The organism is Klenkia terrae, assembly GCF_037083865.1.
GTDB classification, from domain to species: Bacteria; Actinomycetota; Actinomycetes; order Mycobacteriales; family Geodermatophilaceae; genus Klenkia; species Klenkia terrae.
The window spans coordinates 1-16,644 of record NZ_JBAPLV010000010.1 but is presented as its reverse complement, the minus strand read 5'-3'; the positions used below and the strand labels follow the sequence as shown (position 1 = coordinate 16,644).

The 16,644-nt window shown below is 72.4% G+C and carries 19 protein-coding genes; 7 read left to right on the top strand and 12 right to left on the bottom strand.

Annotation, left to right across the window (positions count from 1 at the left end; all coding sequences use genetic code 11):
- The first annotated feature begins 262 nt into the window (after window positions 1-262).
- Both UXQ13_RS10600 and UXQ13_RS10595 read left to right on the top strand, forming a co-directional pair.
- Window positions 263-1,789, top strand: coding sequence for a ParB/RepB/Spo0J family partition protein (locus UXQ13_RS10600; RefSeq protein WP_336392298.1), 1,527 nt, complete (start codon window positions 263-265; stop codon window positions 1,787-1,789).
- Window positions 1,790-2,079: 290 nt separating this feature from the next.
- Window positions 2,080-2,577, top strand: a complete 498-nt coding sequence (locus UXQ13_RS10595; protein WP_225232268.1) for a hypothetical protein — start codon at window positions 2,080-2,082, stop codon at window positions 2,575-2,577.
- A gap of 610 nt (window positions 2,578-3,187) precedes the next feature.
- On the opposite strand, the gene UXQ13_RS10590 is transcribed toward UXQ13_RS10595, so the two are convergent.
- The 7 genes from UXQ13_RS10590 to UXQ13_RS10560 all read right to left on the bottom strand — a co-directional run bounded on the left by UXQ13_RS10590 (window position 3,188) and on the right by UXQ13_RS10560 (window position 8,908).
- Window positions 3,188-3,487 carry a thioredoxin family protein gene (locus UXQ13_RS10590; RefSeq protein WP_225232267.1) on the bottom strand — a complete coding sequence of 100 codons (300 nt, stop codon included), beginning with the start codon at window positions 3,485-3,487 and terminating at the stop codon, window positions 3,188-3,190.
- A gap of 124 nt (window positions 3,488-3,611) precedes the next feature.
- A complete protein-coding gene (locus UXQ13_RS10585) occupies window positions 3,612-4,283 on the bottom strand; it encodes a DUF4396 domain-containing protein (protein ID WP_336392255.1) in 672 nt (223 codons plus the stop codon).
- Window positions 4,284-4,592: 309 nt separating this feature from the next.
- Window positions 4,593-5,033 (bottom strand): hypothetical protein, encoded by a 441-nt coding sequence (locus UXQ13_RS10580; protein WP_336392254.1) that lies wholly within the window; start codon window positions 5,031-5,033, stop codon window positions 4,593-4,595.
- Window positions 5,034-5,189: 156 nt separating this feature from the next.
- Entirely contained in the window at window positions 5,190-5,726 is a 537-nt protein-coding gene (locus UXQ13_RS10575; protein ID WP_336392253.1) for a signal peptidase II, read from the bottom strand.
- The gene (locus UXQ13_RS10570; RefSeq protein ID WP_336392252.1) at window positions 5,723-6,307 is read right to left on the bottom strand and encodes a cadmium resistance transporter; all 585 of its coding nucleotides are present in this window, start codon (window positions 6,305-6,307) and stop codon (window positions 5,723-5,725) included. Before UXQ13_RS10570 ends, UXQ13_RS10575 begins: the two co-directional genes overlap by 4 nt.
- Window positions 6,304-8,319, bottom strand: coding sequence for a heavy metal translocating P-type ATPase (locus UXQ13_RS10565; protein ID WP_336392251.1), 2,016 nt, complete (start codon window positions 8,317-8,319; stop codon window positions 6,304-6,306). The genes UXQ13_RS10570 and UXQ13_RS10565 overlap by 4 nt, the downstream gene beginning before the upstream one ends.
- 169 nt (window positions 8,320-8,488) lie before the next feature.
- Window positions 8,489-8,908 (bottom strand): ArsR/SmtB family transcription factor, encoded by a 420-nt coding sequence (locus tag UXQ13_RS10560; RefSeq protein ID WP_225232261.1) that lies wholly within the window; start codon window positions 8,906-8,908, stop codon window positions 8,489-8,491.
- Between the two features lie 82 nt (window positions 8,909-8,990).
- Here UXQ13_RS10560 and UXQ13_RS10555 point away from each other — a divergent pair, with 82 nt between their 5' ends.
- The 4 genes from UXQ13_RS10555 to UXQ13_RS10540 are packed head-to-tail and all read left to right on the top strand — an operon-like array spanning window position 8,991 to window position 11,897.
- Entirely contained in the window at window positions 8,991-9,713 is a 723-nt protein-coding gene (locus UXQ13_RS10555) for a DsbA family protein (protein ID WP_336392250.1), read from the top strand.
- Between the two features lie 4 nt (window positions 9,714-9,717).
- Window positions 9,718-10,386 carry a vitamin K epoxide reductase family protein gene (locus tag UXQ13_RS10550; protein WP_336392249.1) on the top strand — a complete coding sequence of 223 codons (669 nt, stop codon included), beginning with the start codon at window positions 9,718-9,720 and terminating at the stop codon, window positions 10,384-10,386.
- Complete coding sequence (locus tag UXQ13_RS10545; protein WP_336392248.1) at window positions 10,379-11,017, top strand: TlpA family protein disulfide reductase; 639 nt, start codon at window positions 10,379-10,381, stop codon at window positions 11,015-11,017. Before UXQ13_RS10550 ends, UXQ13_RS10545 begins: the two co-directional genes overlap by 8 nt.
- Complete coding sequence (locus tag UXQ13_RS10540) at window positions 11,010-11,897, top strand: cytochrome c biogenesis CcdA family protein (RefSeq protein ID WP_336392247.1); 888 nt, start codon at window positions 11,010-11,012, stop codon at window positions 11,895-11,897. The genes UXQ13_RS10545 and UXQ13_RS10540 overlap by 8 nt, the downstream gene beginning before the upstream one ends.
- Window positions 11,898-12,252: 355 nt before the next feature.
- Here UXQ13_RS10540 and ccsB read toward each other — a convergent pair whose 3' ends face one another.
- Together ccsB and UXQ13_RS10530 are read right to left on the bottom strand one after the other, a co-directional pair.
- Window positions 12,253-13,293 carry a c-type cytochrome biogenesis protein CcsB gene (gene ccsB, locus UXQ13_RS10535; protein WP_336392246.1) on the bottom strand — a complete coding sequence of 347 codons (1,041 nt, stop codon included), beginning with the start codon at window positions 13,291-13,293 and terminating at the stop codon, window positions 12,253-12,255.
- Window positions 13,290-13,643 (bottom strand): hypothetical protein, encoded by a 354-nt coding sequence (locus tag UXQ13_RS10530; RefSeq protein WP_336392245.1) that lies wholly within the window; start codon window positions 13,641-13,643, stop codon window positions 13,290-13,292. Before UXQ13_RS10530 ends, ccsB begins: the two co-directional genes overlap by 4 nt.
- 274 nt (window positions 13,644-13,917) lie before the next feature.
- Between UXQ13_RS10530 and UXQ13_RS10525 the strand changes: the two genes are divergently transcribed.
- The gene (locus UXQ13_RS10525; protein ID WP_225232255.1) at window positions 13,918-14,514 is read left to right on the top strand and encodes a M23 family metallopeptidase; all 597 of its coding nucleotides are present in this window, start codon (window positions 13,918-13,920) and stop codon (window positions 14,512-14,514) included.
- Window positions 14,515-14,534: 20 nt separating this feature from the next.
- On the opposite strand, the gene UXQ13_RS10520 is transcribed toward UXQ13_RS10525, so the two are convergent.
- The 3 genes from UXQ13_RS10520 to UXQ13_RS10510 form a co-directional block, all read right to left on the bottom strand.
- Entirely contained in the window at window positions 14,535-14,849 is a 315-nt protein-coding gene (locus UXQ13_RS10520) for a plastocyanin/azurin family copper-binding protein (protein WP_336392244.1), read from the bottom strand.
- 208 nt (window positions 14,850-15,057) lie between these two features.
- The gene (locus UXQ13_RS10515) at window positions 15,058-16,017 is read right to left on the bottom strand and encodes a M56 family metallopeptidase (protein WP_225232253.1); all 960 of its coding nucleotides are present in this window, start codon (window positions 16,015-16,017) and stop codon (window positions 15,058-15,060) included.
- Complete coding sequence (locus tag UXQ13_RS10510; RefSeq protein WP_225232252.1) at window positions 16,014-16,382, bottom strand: BlaI/MecI/CopY family transcriptional regulator; 369 nt, start codon at window positions 16,380-16,382, stop codon at window positions 16,014-16,016. Before UXQ13_RS10510 ends, UXQ13_RS10515 begins: the two co-directional genes overlap by 4 nt.
- Window positions 16,383-16,644: the final 262 nt, after the last annotated feature.

Below are 16,644 nucleotides of genomic sequence, written 5' to 3'. Positions count from 1 at the left end.
GGCAGCAAGAGGTAGAGCCTCACCGGTGACGCCCGCGAGCGCCCCGCCGGGGTGACGGGGCACCTCATTACCGCAGATGCAAGAGGTGTGTCGGTCGAGGTCTGTTCGGGATGGGCGGGTCAGCAAACGGCGGGTTCGGTTCGAGCTTGGGCGTGAGTTGGCCCTGCCGTTTTCCACAGGTGGGGCCTTGGGCGTCGGCTTCCACAGGTGATGGCTAGGACCGCCTGAGGGCACCTCGGCGAACGAGAATTGATCTTGATCGATCCGGTCCTACCAACCCGCAGGAGCCCGCCATGACCACCACGCAACGCCCCCACGTCACCCGACCACCAGCGCCTCAGAGCTCCGCGAGGTCGACCCGCGCACGCTGCTGGTCGACCTGAACGTCCGGCACACCACCACCGCCGACACCGACCTGGTCGCCAGCGTGACCGAGCACGGCGTACTCGTGCCGATCGTCGCCGTGCGCACCGCACACGGAGAGGTGCGGGTGCGGATGGGGCACCGGCGCACCCTGGCCGCGATCGAAGCCGGCCGAGCAACGGTGCCCGTCGTCGTGGTCGCCGACGAGACCAGCGACGACGCCGGCACCGTGCACCGCCTGGTCACCCAGTGGGCGGAGAACGAGCACCGCGCCGGCTTGTCCAACGCCGAGCGGGTCGATGTCATCGGCCAGCTGTCGGCGTTCGGGACCAGCCCGACCCAGATCGCCCGCCGCACCCGGGCGAGCAGGGCCGATGTCACCGCCGCCCTGGCCGTCACCGCCTCGGAGCTGGCCCGCAAGGCCACCGTCCGCTACGACTTCCTCGACCTTGCCCAGGCCGCCACGGTGGCTGAGTTCGACACCGACCCCGACGCCGTCCAAGCCCTGGTGGTCGCTGCCCGCGATGGCCGGTTCGATCACGTCTCCCAGCGGCTGCGCGACGAGCGGACCGCGGCCGCCGACCGCGCCGCGGCAGCCGACCAGCTGCGCGAAGCCGGCCTGCGGGTCATCGACCCTCCCACCACCGACACCCTGTCGCTGCCGGTGCACCGGCTGGTCAACGCCGACGGTGCGCGTCCGACCGTCGAGGACCACCGTGAGTGCCCCGGTCACGCCGCCTACGTCGCCGACCGGCACGGGTGGGTCACCCCTGACGGCGAGCCCGGCAGCGACGGCGACGAGGAGGACACCAGGGGAGTCGGGGAGCGCCAGTGGCGGGTGAGCGCGGTGCCGGTGTTCGTCTGCACCGACCCGGCAGCCCACGGCCACCGCGACTCCTGGGGCACCAGCGGCGGCGGCACCGCCGACCGCGTCCCGGTGGACCAGATGACCGACGCCCAGCGCGAGGCGGCTCGTGACGAGCGCCGTGACGTCGTGGAGTCCAACAAGGCGTGGGGGAGTGCGGAGACCGTCCGCCGCGAGTGGCTACGGGGGCTTGCCTGCCGCAAGAGCGCCCCCAAGGGCACCGCCACCTTCGTTGCGGTCGCCCTGGCCCGGGACGGCGACCTGCTGGCCGACGTCGGCGGCAACCACCTGGCCGCCGACCTCCTCGGCGTGCCCTCCGGCGCCTACGGCCGATCGGTCGAGCTGGCCGCAGTGGTGGACAAGGCCACTGATGCCCGGGCGCTGCTGATGACCCTGGTGATGGTGCTGGCCGCCTACGAGGGGCGCACCGACCGCAACGACTGGCGCAGCCGGCGCGCCTCGACCGGCCGCTACCTCACCCACCTGCAGGGCCTGGGCTATGCCCTGGCCGACGTCGAGCGCCGCGCGTGCTGTCTGGACCCCCAGCCCAGCACCGACTGACCCTGACCGATCGGCAAGCACGGCGGGGGCGCGCCCCGGCGGGTGCGGCCCCACCGCAGGTCAGCAACGGGCAGACCGGGTGCAGGCGGCCGTCAGTAGGGGCGAGCGCACCCGGCGCTGGTCATCGAACCGGCCGCGGGTGCGCCCGGCGTGGCTGGCGTCCGAGGTGGTCCGGAGTCACCTGACCCGTCAGCCTCCCGGGGCTGCCCGACCGCGGGGAGAGCAGCCCTCATCACCCCAACCGGCTGGCACTCTCGACCTGACCGGCACCAGCCACCAAGGAGCACCTCGTGCTGTTCAGCCCTCGCCCCATCGACCTGGACCGGGTCGACCTGGAATCCGCCCTGTTGCGCGCCGCTGTCGGTGACTTCTTCTCCGAGGCAGCCGTCCTACTGCTGGCCAACGCCGGCCACTGGCTGCCCAGCCTCGCTGCCGCCGACCTGATCACCATCGAGACCGATGACGACGACACCGCGCCCCCCACCGGGGAGGTCCCCGGCATTGCCTGGGCCGCCATCACCTGGAGCGAGCTCGACGACGCCCTCGCCGCCGGTCGGATCGAGGGCAGCAGCGGCCAGCTGCGCATCCTGCGCGCGGCCGCCTCCATCGCCGACGGCCACCCCATCGACCTCGGCGACACCGCCGCCGGCCTGGACCGCCGCCACCTGCAACTCCTGCTGGCCGCCATCTCCCACGCCGGCGGCAGCCACGACCACCGCGACACCGACCCCAACGGCCTCGTTTCCGACCCTCTTCCGCCGCTGGTGCCCTGGCCGGCCCGGGACTGACCGCCGTCGTTCGACCGCCCCGGGCCCAGCTGCGCCCCCTGCCGCTGTTGGCCGTCGCTGCGCCGACTGGACCGTGTCCAGCACGTAGCTGCGGGCCAAGCGCGTGGACCTCGTCGGCACTCCCTCCGCCCGAGGTCGGTCGTCGCGCGAGATCGGCGAGCTGTGAGCCGGTCGCGGACCGCTGCCCGCCGGGATGGACGAGCACCGAGTGACCCGGCGCCCCGCTGGCACCACCTTCACGGACACCCGAGGATGACCGCCCCAGCAGCACCGCTGAGCGATCGCTGGCCAGGCGACCCCGGACCGATACCCGGTAGGTCCACCCACGGATGCTGGCTCACAACTCAGTCAGAGACCCGTGTCCGGATCAGCGGGCCGAGGCGTTGGGGCCTCCAGGGGGTGGCGCCTTCAGAGGGATGCGCCCGGGGCGGGGGGCAAGTCCGGCCTCATCCCCGGCGGAGGACGGTGCGGATGCCCATCCACAGCGCACAGCGCCAGCAGACGGCAACACCAGGCGTTGCCCCCAGGTAGTGAACTCGCGCGCGAGGTCGCTCGCGGCCGCAGCAACCGCAGGTGACGAGCTCTGGCTGGGTGTCAGGAGCTGAAGACGTCACCTCAGCACTGCCAGCAGCTGCTCGACGGTAGGAGATCCGGCCAGCCCGGCGTCTGTGCGGTAGACCCGGCAGGACAGGCCGATGGGTGCGTCGGGGTCGGCGAACGGATCGACGCCGTTGATCAGCATCGTCGGCGAGCCCCGGAAGCCGACCGCCTCGGCTTCCTCGGGAGTGGAGACCAGCCGGCGGTCCACCGCCGTAGCGCCGAGGCCGGCCAGCTCGAGGGCCTCCAGCAACTGCCGGTCAGCGACCTGCCAGTTGGGGCATCCGTCGAAGTACTGCAGCGTGATGTTCACATCGACCTCCTGGACCAGTGGTGCGGGTCGACCCGCGTGGTGGGCCCAGGATGGCCGACACGTGTGCCCTCGGATCCCCAGGCGGTGCAGAAGGTTCGGTGCACCGCCTGAGGGCGAGTGGTTCCTAGACGGCCGGGGCGAGACGGGTGGAGCGGCGGAGCCGGGCTACGACCGGGGCGCCGGTGAGCAGGCCGGCGAGGATGCCGATCTGCATGAGGAACCAGAACTGGACGTCGGCGGCTGGGGGCATGAGGTCGTTGAAGTGCAGCAGGAGCATCCAGCCGCCCATGCCGATGTCGAAGGCGGCCACGGTGAGGGCTGCTCGAGCCAGCGCCGTGGCAGTGGAAGCACCGGTGGCGGTGCGCTCGTGGACGGTGAGCAGCGCTGTGGCGAGCACGGCGATGACCAGGATCATGACCCAGAGGTCGATGCCGGCGATGGTGAGTCCGGAGGCGATGACCAGCGGGACGCCGACCATGTGGGCCAGGGCGGAGGCAGTTCCGCCGGGCAGGCTGTCGACGATCACCGGTCGAATGTGGGTCGGCTGGGCGTCGGTGTGGGAAGAGCGACCGTAGCGGCGGTAGAGCACGAGGGCGGCCGGTCCGAGGAACAGGGCGGCACCGACCCAGGTGATCTCGGAGGTTGCCGTTCGGTGGCGGTGCCCGAGAGCCCAGATGTCGGCTGCGATGACCGCGAGGCTCAGCAGGGCCAGGGCGGCGAAGGTCCAGGCCACGGGCGTCAGCCACTCCGGCAAGCCGGCGCCCATCGTGGTGTTCATGTCCATGTCTGTCGTCATCCTTGGTTCGGGTGGTGCGAGGAGAGTTCAGGGAAGGTGCACCCGGGGCCCCGGCGGTGGCGCAGGCGGAAGTACCCGCGATCGAGGTCAGCGGCTGCAGGTGGGACGGCGGGTGCGAAGGCACGCTCCGACTCGAGGTGCGTCGCGACGGGAGCGCGTTGCGACGTCTTCGCGCACGCTGTGTGCGACCGGCTCCTCCGGGCCCAATTGGGGCCGGGGAGGGCGCGACCGGCATCGGCCGGTCACGACGAAAAGCAGGGCGAGCCCTACCCGCGTGCTGTGACGGGCCATCGAGTCAGGTGGTTCGGCCTACACCCTCAGCACACACAAGCGACTCAGCTCAGGAACCGGTGCGCACGCCACAGCGCGGCCGACTGCGATCTGCACGCAGCGCGTGGACCGGGCGCAGATGGTCAGGAGCCGCCGCCGGGCCATGCGCGCGGCCAGGGCAGCCAGCCCCGCGACGACCCCGCCGACCAGCACCGCCAGGCACACCATCAGGGCGTGCGCGGTGACACCGTGGCCGTCGCGCTGATCGGTTCCGGCGTCGGCGTCCATGCCCGGCATCGCGGCATCAGCGGCGACGGCCTCGACCATCGACCCGATGGTCGAACCGGTGTCGGCGGCGATGATGCTCGAGGCGGACGGCGAGGCGCCGGTCATGTCGCAGTCGGCGGTGTAGCAGCTCAAGCCCTGCATGGCGAAGACCGCGCCCAGCAGCAGGAGGGTCCACAGCAGGCGAGCTCGCACGACACCTCCACCATGTGACTGAGCTTCCGGACAGGGTAGGCACAACGGGCGCCGGCCCCGGTTGCACCTGGGGGTTGTGCCCCCGGGCAGCGAAGACGCCGACGGGCTAGTCGTCCTCCACGCTCGACGACGGCAATTCGCAGTGGTGAGGACTTCTCACCGCAGGGGGGTGCGGGGGCCCTCAGGGCCCGGGGTCGGCCGTGACTCAGTCGCGTGGGACTGGGGATCAGGATCGGCAGCCAGGAGGCTGACGCCGGCCACGGTGATGGCGCCCAGGGTGATGAACACGTCCGCGAGGTTGAAGGTGGCGAACCAGCCCGTGTACAGGTAGTCGGTGACCCGGCCGTCGCCGGCGCGGTCGATGAGGTTGCCCAGCGCGCCGGCCAGCACGGCGGTCAGCCCGACCAGCAGTACCGCAGGTGAGCCCGGTCGCCCGGCGATGCGCCAGGCGTAACCGGCGACAGCCAGGGTGATGGCGGCGGTGACCCCGACGAGCACCCAGGTGGGCAGACCGTTTCCCATGCTGAACGCCGCCCCGGTGTTGTATCCCAGCCGCAGGTCCACCGGGCCCAGGTCGATGGTCTGACCATCGGCGAGGTAGCGCTCGACCGCGGCCTTGGCGGCCAGGTCGACACCGAGCAGCGTGCCGGCCGCGGCCACCACGGCCAGCCGTCGCCTGGGAGTCGAGTTCACAGGCCGAATGCTCCGCCCTCGACGAGGATCACGATCCCCAGCACGATCAGCACCAGGGGGAACAGCACGCGCTCCGAGCGTTCCAGCACCCTCGCCACGGGCTTGCGGGTGGCGATGAACCGGGCTGCCAGGACCAGCAGTCCGACCAGCAGCAGGAAGACGATCGAGTAGGCGATGATCCCGGCGGTGCCGACGGTGAGGAAGACGGGGACGTAGACGCCGATGTTGTCCCCGCCGTTGGCGAAGGTGACCGCCGCGACGGCCAACACCCCCACGGTCCGGTCGTCGTCGTCGTCGTCGTCATCCCCGCCCCGGAACGCCGCCCACAGCCCCAGGGCCAGCGGGATGAGCCCGAAGTAGGGGATGGCCTCGGTGGGCAGGAAACTGGAGGCACCGGCGGCCACGAGCACGGACACCGCGAGGATCGCCCCGAAACCGAGGTACTGCCCGGCGGTGATCCTGGCGGTGAGGTGGCGGGTGCCTGCTCCCCGGGCGAAGAACAGCGACAGCACGATGATGTCGTCGATGTTGGTGACCAGGAACAACCCGAGGGCCTGCGCCGCCGAGATCAGCACACTCATGACCCCACGCCGACGCCCACACGCTGCTCGTCGATGACCGGAGCCGTCTGGGCGGGACGGCCTCGACGGGCCGGACGGGTCCGGCCGGCCCGGACCCCGTTGGCGATCACGAAGACCTCCGCCACCTCGTGGGTGACGATCACCGCTGCGAGGGACAGGACCCCCAGTGCGGCCAGCGGGATCAGCACGACGAGGATCGCTGCGGACAGGGCCAGGCTCTGCAGCATGATCCGGCGGGCTCGCCGGGCATGGGCCAGGGTGGCGGGCAGTTGGTGCAGGTTCTCACCCATCAGGGCGACGTCGGCGGTCTCGATCGCGACGTCAGCACCCATGGCCCCCATGGCGATCCCGACATCGGCGGTGGCCAGCGCGGGGGCGTCGTTGATGCCGTCCCCGACCATCGCCACCCCACCCCGGTGACCGGCGCGCATGGTGTCGATCAAGGTGGCCTTGTCCTCGGGGCGCAGTTCGGCGTGCACCTCGGTGATGCCGGCGGCGCGGGCCAGGTGCGCTGCGGTGCGGGCGTTGTCGCCGGTCAACATCGCCGTGCGCACCCCCATCGACGTCAGGCGGGTGATGACCTCGGCCGCCTCGGGGCGCAGCTCGTCCCGGATGCCCAGCGCGCCCAGCAGCTGCCCGTCGTGCTCGACCAGGACGACGGTGGCGCCGGCGTCCTGGTGGACGCCGACCTGCTCCTGGAGCGGCCCCGGGTCGATGAAGCCGGGCTTGCCCAACCTGGCTGGCCGCCCGTCGACCAGACCGGTGAGGCCCTGGCCGACCAGCGCCTGCACGTCGATGGCCTCCGGGGCCGCAGTGCGGCCCTGCTGGGCTGACCAGGTGGCCAGAACCGCGGCGGCGAGAGGGTGTTCGCTGCGGGCCTCCAGCGCCGCGGCGACACGGAGCACCTGGGCGTCGTCGTGGCCGTCGGTGGTCAGCACGGCGACGACGGCGGGGGAGTTGCGGGTCAGGGTGCCGGTCTTGTCCAGCGCGATGGTGCGCACCGACCCCAGGGACTCCAGGGCCGCACCGCCCTTGACCAGCACGCCCTGACGGGTGGCTGCGCCGATGGCGGCGACCACGGTGACCGGGACGGCGATCGCGAACGCGCACGGGGACGCAGCGACCAGCACGACCAGGGCGCGCTCCACCCAGACCCCGGGGTCGCCCAGCACCGAACCCAGGACAGCGATCACGGCGGCCACGATGAACACCGCGGGCACCAGCGGTGCGGCGATGCGCGCGGCCAGGCGCTGGGCTGCGCCCTTGCGGTCCTGGGCCTCCTCCACGATGTGCACCACGCGTGCCAGGGAGTTGTCGGCGACGGTGGCGGTGACGGTGACCTGCAGGACCCCACCGCCGTTGACCGAGGCGGCGAACACCTCGGTACCGGGCTGCACCTCCACCGGCACCGACTCCCCGGTCACCGCCGAGGTGTCCAAGGTCGACCGGCCCTCGGTCACGGTGCCGTCGGTGGCCAACCGTTCCCCGGGCCGGACGACCAGCACATCCCCGACCCGCAGGTCGACCGGATCCACCTCGGACTCCGCGACCCCGGTGGGCCCCGGGCGCAGGACGGTGGCGCGGGTGGGCACCAGGTCCAGCAGGGACCGCAGTCCCCGCCGGGTGCGGTCCACGGCGTAGTCCTCGAGTGCCTCGGCCAGGGAGAACAAGAATGCCAGCATCGCGGCCTCGCGCACCTCGCCCAGCGCGATCGCCCCGACCATCGCCACCGTCATCAAGGTGCCCACGCCCAGCCGGCGGCGGCGCAGGGCACGCAGCGTGCCGGGTACGAAGGTGGCCCCGCCGGCGGCGACGGCGCCCAACGCCAACACCCACGACAGCACGGTGGACCCGCCGGTCCAGTCGGTGATCATCGACGCCGCCCACAGCACGCCGGCGGCAGCGGCCAGCTGCACCGACCGGGCGCGCCACAGCGGCTGGGCGGGCTCCTCGGGTGAGCTGGCCGGGGAGGAGCACGTCGGGTCCCCGCAGCCGTCCCCGACGCCGACCACGGCCCGACCGGTGTCAGGTGTGGGGGAGCAGCACCCGCAGTCGGCACCGCAGCCGGCGTCCACCGGCAGCGCCGTCGCCGGGGTCGCGGCGGAACCACAGACCGTGTCGGCCGTGCCTGGTCGCGCGGACCCGCCGGTCGGCTGCTCGCCGGGGCCACCGCAGCACGGATCAGACACCGGACACCTGCCCGCGCGCCGTGGACGATGCGAACCCGGCGGCCGACGAGCTCGCCGGCGACCCGTCGCCGCCGCCCAGCCCGGCCAGGGCGAGCAACTGGCGCCCGGTGTCGGTCAGCCGGTACATCGTCAACTTGCCGTCCTTGCGGGAGGCGGCCAGCCCTGCGGTGCGCAGCACCCGCACGTGGTGGGACACCAGGTTCTGGCTAGCCCCGGCGATCCAGGCCAGATCGCACACGCACAACTCCCCGCCGACCTGCAGCGCTGCGGCGATCCGCAGGCGCTGGGGGTCGGACAGGGCCTTGAAGCGCAGCGCCGGGCCCTCGGTCTGCTCCGCACCAGGGAGCCCGGCCCGCACGGCTTCGGCGTGGGGGAGGTCGATGCACAGCAGATCGCAGTGGTCCGCGGTCATCGGCAGATCCTCTCGACGGGTCCGAGGAGGACGGACCGGATGCACGGCACGCTACAACAGAACAACGTCTGTTGGAACGTGGGTGTTGATCGGCGATTTCCTAACCTGCATAGTAGAGCCCGGGCCGTGGCACACGGCCGTTCCCGATGGAGGAGTCACCCTGCGGTCCAACACGAAGATCTCGGTCCTGCTGGTAGCCGTCTTCGCAGCCGTCGTCACCGGTGCACTGCTCATCTTCGGCAACGGACCAGACACATCGTCCGCCGACGCCGACAGTCGCGTCGTCCGCGCGGACAGCCACCGGCTGGACACCGCCACCAGCGGCGACGTCACCCTGGTGGAGTTCCTGGACTTCGAGTGCGAGTCCTGCCTGGCGGCCTACCCGGTGGTGGAGCAGCTGCGTGCGGACTACGCCGGTCAGGTCACCTTCGTCGCCCGGTACTTCCCGGTCGAGGGGCACTTCAACGCCCAGAACGCAGCCGTCGCCGTGGAAGCCGCAGCGCAGCAGGGCCAGTTCGAGGCCATGTACCAGCGGATGTACGAGACCCAGCCGCAGTGGGGTGAGCAGCAGACCTCGCGAGCCCCGTTGTTCCGCGAGTTCGCCAGCGAACTGGGTCTGGACATGGACGCCTACGACGACGCCGTCGCCGACCCCGCCACGCTCGACCGCGTCCTGGCTGACCGGGACGACGGTCTGGCGCTGGGCGTTCAGGGCACACCCACGTTCTTCCTCGACGGGGAGCAGCTGACCGTCGCCTCGGCCCAGGAGCTGATCGACGCCGCCGCCGCCGCCGTCGACGAGTGATCCGGTGACGACCTCGACCGACACCCCGGACGCCCGCCCAGCGCCGGCCCGCGACCAGCCCGACAGGCCCCCACTGCACACCTCCGGGGGAGACCGGCGGCTGGGGGCCGGCCTCGTCGTCGGTGGTGCGCTGGGCCTGCTGGCGGCGTTCGTGCTGGCCGTGGAGAAGTTCCGCCTGCTCACCGAGGCCAGCTACGTGCCCACCTGCAGCATCAACCCGGTGCTGTCCTGCGGGTCGGTGATGGGCAGTCCACAAGCCGACGCGTTCGGATTCCCCAATCCACTGCTGGGGCTCGTCGGCTTCACGACCGTCCTCGTGGCCGGCGCCGCCTTGGCCGGCGGCGCACGCCTGCCGAGCTGGTTCTGGGCCGGCCTGCAGGTCGGGGTGAGCGCCGGCGTGGTGTTCGTGCACTGGCTGGTCCAAGCCAGCCTGTACCGCATCGGGGCGCTGTGCCCCTACTGCATGGTCGTGTGGGTCGTGGTCATCGCACTGTTCACCGCGGTCACCGCGCGCAACCTCACCGCCACCGCCCATCGCCTACCCCCAGCCGCCCGACCGGTGATCGCCGTCCTGCACCGGCGTCAGACCGTCGTGGTCACCGTGTGGCTGCTCGGCATCGCCACGCTCATCGCGGTGCGGTTCTGGACCTTCTGGAGGACCACCCTTGGCTGAGTCCCGAGCCACCCGTCGGACGGTCTTGAAGACCGGGCTGGCAGCGGTCGCTGCGCTGGCGGTTGCCGGCTGCTCCACCGACGGGGGGATCCCCAGCTCCGGGGGAGGGGGCGGCGACTTCGACTTCACCGCGGCCACCCCCGCCGGGGAGCTGATCCCCGCCGAGTCCCGGCAGACCGCGCCGGCCTTCGCCGGCGAACTCCTCGACGGCAGCGATTTCGCGTCGAGCTCGCTGGCCGGGCAGATCGTCGTGGTCAACTTCTGGGGCTCCTGGTGCGCTCCCTGCCGGGTGGAGTCCCCCGAGTTCCAGGCCGTCTCGACCGATGTCGCCGACGCCGGGGTGTCCTTCCTGGGTGTCGCCGTCCGCGACCAACGCCAGCTCGCCCAGGCCTTCACCGACGACTTCGCGATCACCTACCCGTCGCTGTTCGACCCCTCCGGGGAGATCGCGCTGACCTTCCGCGGATTCCCCGCCAACGTCGTCCCCACCACGATCCTCATCGATCGGGACAACCGCGTGGCCGGCGTCTACGTGAGCGCGGTCGCCGAGGAAGACCTCCGCGCGATCCTGCAGGAGCTGCTGGCCGAGGACCCCTCGGGCACGCCCACGACGAGTCCGCCCGATGACTGACCTCGGCGACCTCTTCGCCGGACTGATCACCGACGGGTCCCTGGTCATCGCCATCGCCGTGGCCGCACTGGTCGGCCTGATCAGCTTCGCCTCCCCGTGCGTGCTGCCACTGGTCCCGGGCTACCTGGGCTACGTCGCCGGCCTCAGCGGCACCCAGACCGCCGCGGCCGCCTCCCAGGCCGATGCACCCTCGGTGACCACCTCGGTGCCGGTCGCGGCGGCGGGGCCGGCCGGGCGGGCACGGGCTCCCGGCGCACCCCCGGTCCACCGACCACCGCCGCAGGTGGCCACCGGTCGAGGCCGTGTGCTCGCCGGTGCAGTGCTGTTCGTGGCCGGCTTCACGGTCGTGTTCATGTCCTTCGGGGCCGCCTTCGGCGGGCTGGGGCGCCTGCTGCTCGAGTGGGCGCCGGTCATCACCCGGGTGATGGGCGCGGTCACCGTCGTCATGGGACTGGCGTTCCTGGGTGGGCTGAGCTGGCTGCAACGTGAACGCCGCGTGCACCGCCGGCCGCCGGCCGGGTTGGCCGGCGCGCCACTGCTGGGCATGGTCTTCGGCCTGGGGTGGACCCCCTGCCTGGGCCCCACCCTGTCCGCGGTCAACGCGCTGGCCTACAGCGAAGCCTCCGCCACCCGCGGTGCGATCCTCGCACTGGCCTACTGCCTCGGGTTGGGTGTGCCGTTCCTGTTCATCGCCACCGGGGCCCGCCGGGCGCTGACGCTGTCCCGGTTCGCCCGCGCGCACGCCCGCACCGTCAGCCGGGTCGGAGGCATGGTGCTCATCGCCCTGGGCCTCCTGATGGTCACCGGCACCTGGGACGCGCTCATGATCTGGGCCCGCGCGTGGTTGGCCACGACGGGACTGGGCACCTCGGTCGTCTGATGGACCTCCGGCCCCTCGCTGCCGGGACCCCGTGGGACCAACCGCACAGACGACGCCCCCGGCGGGCTCGGGGGGCCGGGAGCACCCGGGACCTGGCTGCCCTGCCGGTGGTCCGCCGGGCATGTCCGTCGGGCCGCCGTGCCCGCGGTCCAGGGTGCACCCCGTCGGCGACGGTCAGGTCTGCACCGGCACCGAGCGCTGGTGGCCCAGCACGAGACCCACCAGCCACCCGGTCGTCGCCCCGACCCCACCTGCGCACCGACCCCATCACGACACCGCCCGCGACGGCCCACTACAGCCCACTACGGCCCACTACGGCCGTAGCTCCCGCCGCCGGCGGCGGCCGGGGATCCCCTCAGACACCGCCGTAGGAGTGCAAGCCGGTGGAGACGAGGTTCACGAACAGCAGGTTGAACACCAGGGAGCCGAACCCGACCAGGTTGATCCACGCCGCAGGAGCTCCACGCCACCCCGCAGTGCTGCGGGCGTGCAGGTAGGCCGCGTAGGCCACCCAGGAGATGAACGCCCACGTCTCCTTCGGGTCCCATCCCCAGAACCGACCCCAGGCGCTCTCCGCCCAGATCGCGCCGGCGACCACCGCGAACGTCCAGATGGGGAAGGCGAACACCGCGGCGCGGTGCGCCACGCGATCCAACGCCACCGCCGACGGCAGCCGATCCCACAGCCTCGGGGTCGACCGCGGGCGGCTCTCCTGTCGACGCTGCACCAGGAACAGCGCACTGGCCGTCGCACTGACCAGGAAGACGCCGAAGGACAAGATCGCTGCCGAGACGTGGACGATCAGCCAGTCCGACCGCAGGGCGGCGATCAGCGGGCCGGCCTCGGCATACAGGAAGAACCCGATGAGCACGAGGCTGACCACCACCGGCCCGATGACGAACAGACCGATGTGCCGCATCACCGGCACCCGCAGCGCCGTCACGAGGTAGGCCAGCACACCGATCAGCACCGCCGCGGTCCCGAACTCGTACATGTTGCCCCACGGCGCCCGGCCGGTGCCGAACCCGCGGAGCGCCAGCACCCCGAACTGCAGGACCGCTCCCAGGCCGCTCAGCGCCAGACCCAGGGTGCTCCAGGCCCATCGCCGGCGGGTCGAGGCCGGCTCGTCCTGCGGGTCACCGACCCCGGCCACGCCAGCGGGGCCGCTGCCAGGTGCCGGTGGGGTGGCGGTGAGCGCCGTCGCGGTCAGCGAGCGCGCGGCGACCGCCGCCGCCGTGGGGGCGCCTGCGTGCCCGCCGGTCACCGCCACGGCGACCGCGGCACTCCGCCGACCGAAGGCCAGCTCGGCTGCGAAGGCCAGCGCGGCCAACGCATAGGCCGCGACGGCGGTGGTGAACAGCTGATCGGACAGCTCGGCCAGGGCTTCGGTGGTCACAGGGTGGTCATCTCCTCGGGAGGGTGGGATCCGGTGGTCATCGCATAACCAGGGGTGGTGGGGACACCGACAGGTGCTCCCCTGCGTCGGCGCACCGCCGACCAGATCGCCGCGCCGATCCCCAGGGCGCTCGGCACGTACTCCGGCGCCGGACCGAGGCGGGCAGCGGTGGCGGTGCCGCCATCCAGCGCGACCTCGCCGTCGGACGCCCGGGGAGCGAACAGCTCCGACCGGGCCTCGACCGACCCGTGGGCGGCGCCGACCGCGGACAGCCCCGTCCGTGGCGCACCGACGACAGCGGCGCCGGTCCACCCACCACCGAGGACCACAGGTCCGTGGACCGTCGACATACCCCGGCACCTCCGTCCTGTGGCGTGTCGAGCTCCAGCTGCCCGTCCCAGGGCCTCGCCGGCCCTAGTCTCCTAACCTACATCGTAGATGGACGTGGGGAGCGGCGGGATGACGATCGGTGACGCCAGTGCGCCCGCACGGCCCAGCGCCGAGGGTGGGAGCTCCCGTGGGGCTGGTCGGGCAACGGGGACCGGTCGCCGCCGCGGGACCGGTCTGCGGCCCCCGGCCGGCCACCGGGCAGCAGGACTGCTCGTCGCCGTCGTCGCCGGGGCGGTGGTCGCCAACCTGACCCTGGGCGCCGGCGCGGGGGGGCGCCCAGCGCAGGTCCAGGACGTCAGTGCTGCCGCCGGCGCCCTCGCCCACGTCGACGAGGAAGCGCCTGCCGACGCCAGGGTGCAGATCAGCGAATCCGAAGCAGCCGCTCGGCTGCAAGCCGTCGCGGCGTCCCGGGCAGCCCGAGCCGAGGCGGCCAACCAGGCCGTCCTGCCGGTGCAGGGGCGACTGACCAGCGGCTACGGACCGCGGTGGGGAACCAGGCACTACGGACTGGACTTCGCTGCCCCCATGCTCACCCAGGAGGTCGCCGCCGCGGACGGTGTCGTGCTGCGCGCGGGTCCGGCCAGCGGATTCGGTCTGGCGGTCTACATCCAGCACGACAACGGAGATGTGACCGTCTACGGGCACATGGACTCCATCCAGGTGCAGGCCGGCGACGTCGTCGAGGCCGGAGATCCCATCGCCCTGGTGGGCAACCGCGGCCAGTCCACCGGCCCGCACCTGCACTTCGAGGTGCACGAAGGGGGTATGAACGGACCCCGACTCGACCCCGCCTCGTGGCTGGCCGAGCGCGGAGTCGACCTACCTGCCTGACGGGCCGGCTGTCCGGGGGCTCATCCAGCGACCGTCATCACGCCGACCTGGCCCAGGGCCGCGTGGAAGGAGCACTCGTACCCGTACTCGCCCGGGTCGGTGACCGTGAACTCCATGGTCGCCTCGTCACCGGGCGCCACGATCGGGATCTGCTCGGTGATGGTCCGAGGACCTTGCCCGGGGCTGAACACGAAGTTGTGCGTGAGCTGGGCGGCCTGGCTGACCAGGGTCAGACGCACCGGTCCGGGGGACACCGTGAAGGCATCGGGCAGGAACACGTAGTCGTCCCCGACGGTCACCACCACGTCCTGCGTGCCGTCGGGGGCGGTGCTCACGGCCGCGGACCGGGTCGTCCGGCCACCGGCCTGGGAGCCCGCCGAGCGGTCCGCGCCACCAGAGCACGCCCCCAGTGCCGGGGTCAACGCACCCAGCGCCACCGCAGCCAACCAGGACCGTCGGGTCAGCACCGTGCGGCTCACCACCAACCCCTCTCCACCGGTCTCCCTGCTACTAGCCACAGTAGGACAGGGTGCAGTTGATGGTTCAGCTGACCCCGCTGCACAGGTGTGTGATGGCTGCGGCTGCCGCCGGAGCCACGGCCACGGCCACCGGTGTGCTCAGCACCAGGACCAGCGCGCTGATCACCAGACCCAGACGGCTGCTCCGCAACGGCCGGCCCGGGCTGAGCATCCGGCCCACCCGGGTGACCGTCACCCCCGGCGTCGAACAATCGGCCATGGCCAGGGCAGGGGCCGGTGCCCGCATCTCCGCGAGCCGCACGATGGCCGAGGCGACGACGACCCGGGGGACCGTCCGTGCAGCGCTGTCGTCGGCGGCCAGCTCCACCAACCGCGCAGTCTGGGTCGCCGCGGTCGCGAACAGGCCCACCCAGGGGAAGGCGCGGGACAGTGACCCGGCCACCGACACCGCCAGGTGGTGGTGTGCACGGAGGTGGGCGCGCTCGTGGGCCAGCACGCCGTCGAGCTCCTCCGGGCTCAACGCCGCGATGGCACCGGCGGTCACCAGGACACGGGACGAGCGACCGGGGATGCAGAACGCCGCAGCCGTCGGGGAGTCCACGACGTGCATGTCCAACGTCGGGTGCGCAGTGCTCACCTTGGCCACCGAGCGGCGTACCCGGTCCCGCTCGCGGTGGGTGCCGCAGGCGTCCTGGGCGAACCGGGTGGCTGTCCACACCACGACCGTGCCGACCAGCACGACGCCGAGCATCGATTCCAGGGCGTCGCCGTGGAACCCGTAGGCCTGCTGCAGGCTCAGGGCGCATGCCTGCACCAGAGCCGCCAGGCCGGCCACCCAGGCCGTCGCCGGGATCAGCAGGGTCAGCCCGATCAACACGGGCACGGCCACCGCCGACAGGCACAGCGCCTGCCACATGGCGATGCCCAGGCGCGGTGAGTTGTCCATCCAGGCGGTGCCCCGGAGGCGCGGGCCGAGGGCCAGCAGGGTCACGCCCAGCGCGACCAGGATCCAGGTCGCGGTCACGGGGCCGACCGTTGCGCAGCCTGCACGGCCTGCTGGAGCTGGCTGACCTCGTCGGGGCCCAGATCGGCCACGAAGTGCATCAGCACCGCCTGCGGATCGCCGGCGTGCTGCAGGACGTCCTGGAGCAGGGCCGCCGAGTGCTGGGCCCGCGAGCGCACCGGGGCGTAGCTCCAGGCGCGCCCGTCCATCTCACGGACGACCTCGCCCTTGCGGTGCAGGTTGTCCAACACGGTCATCACGGTCGTGTAGGCGAGCGGCTTGGGTGTCTGCAGTCGGCGCAGCACATCACGCACGGTGGCCGGCTGGGCGCCGTCCCAGAGCACCTGCATGACCGCGGCTTCCAGGTCGCCGAAGGGTCTGACCACCGTCGTCCTCCTCGGCTCGATGTCGTCCGCGGCAGCGGGCTGCGGGGTCTGGTGGGTCCAGTGGTCCCCACAGTGTGCCGGGACGGTGCCGACGGTGGGTCGCCCCGGCACCCGCTCGTCGTGCCATCATCTACTACGTGCCGTAGCAGTCAGAGGGGCGGTCCCCGGACCGCCGGCCCGTACGTCCGAGGAAGAGGTCCGGTGACCATCGCCCCCGCTCCGATCGTGAGCCGTCCCAGTCCGGTGCACGTGGCCGAGAAGG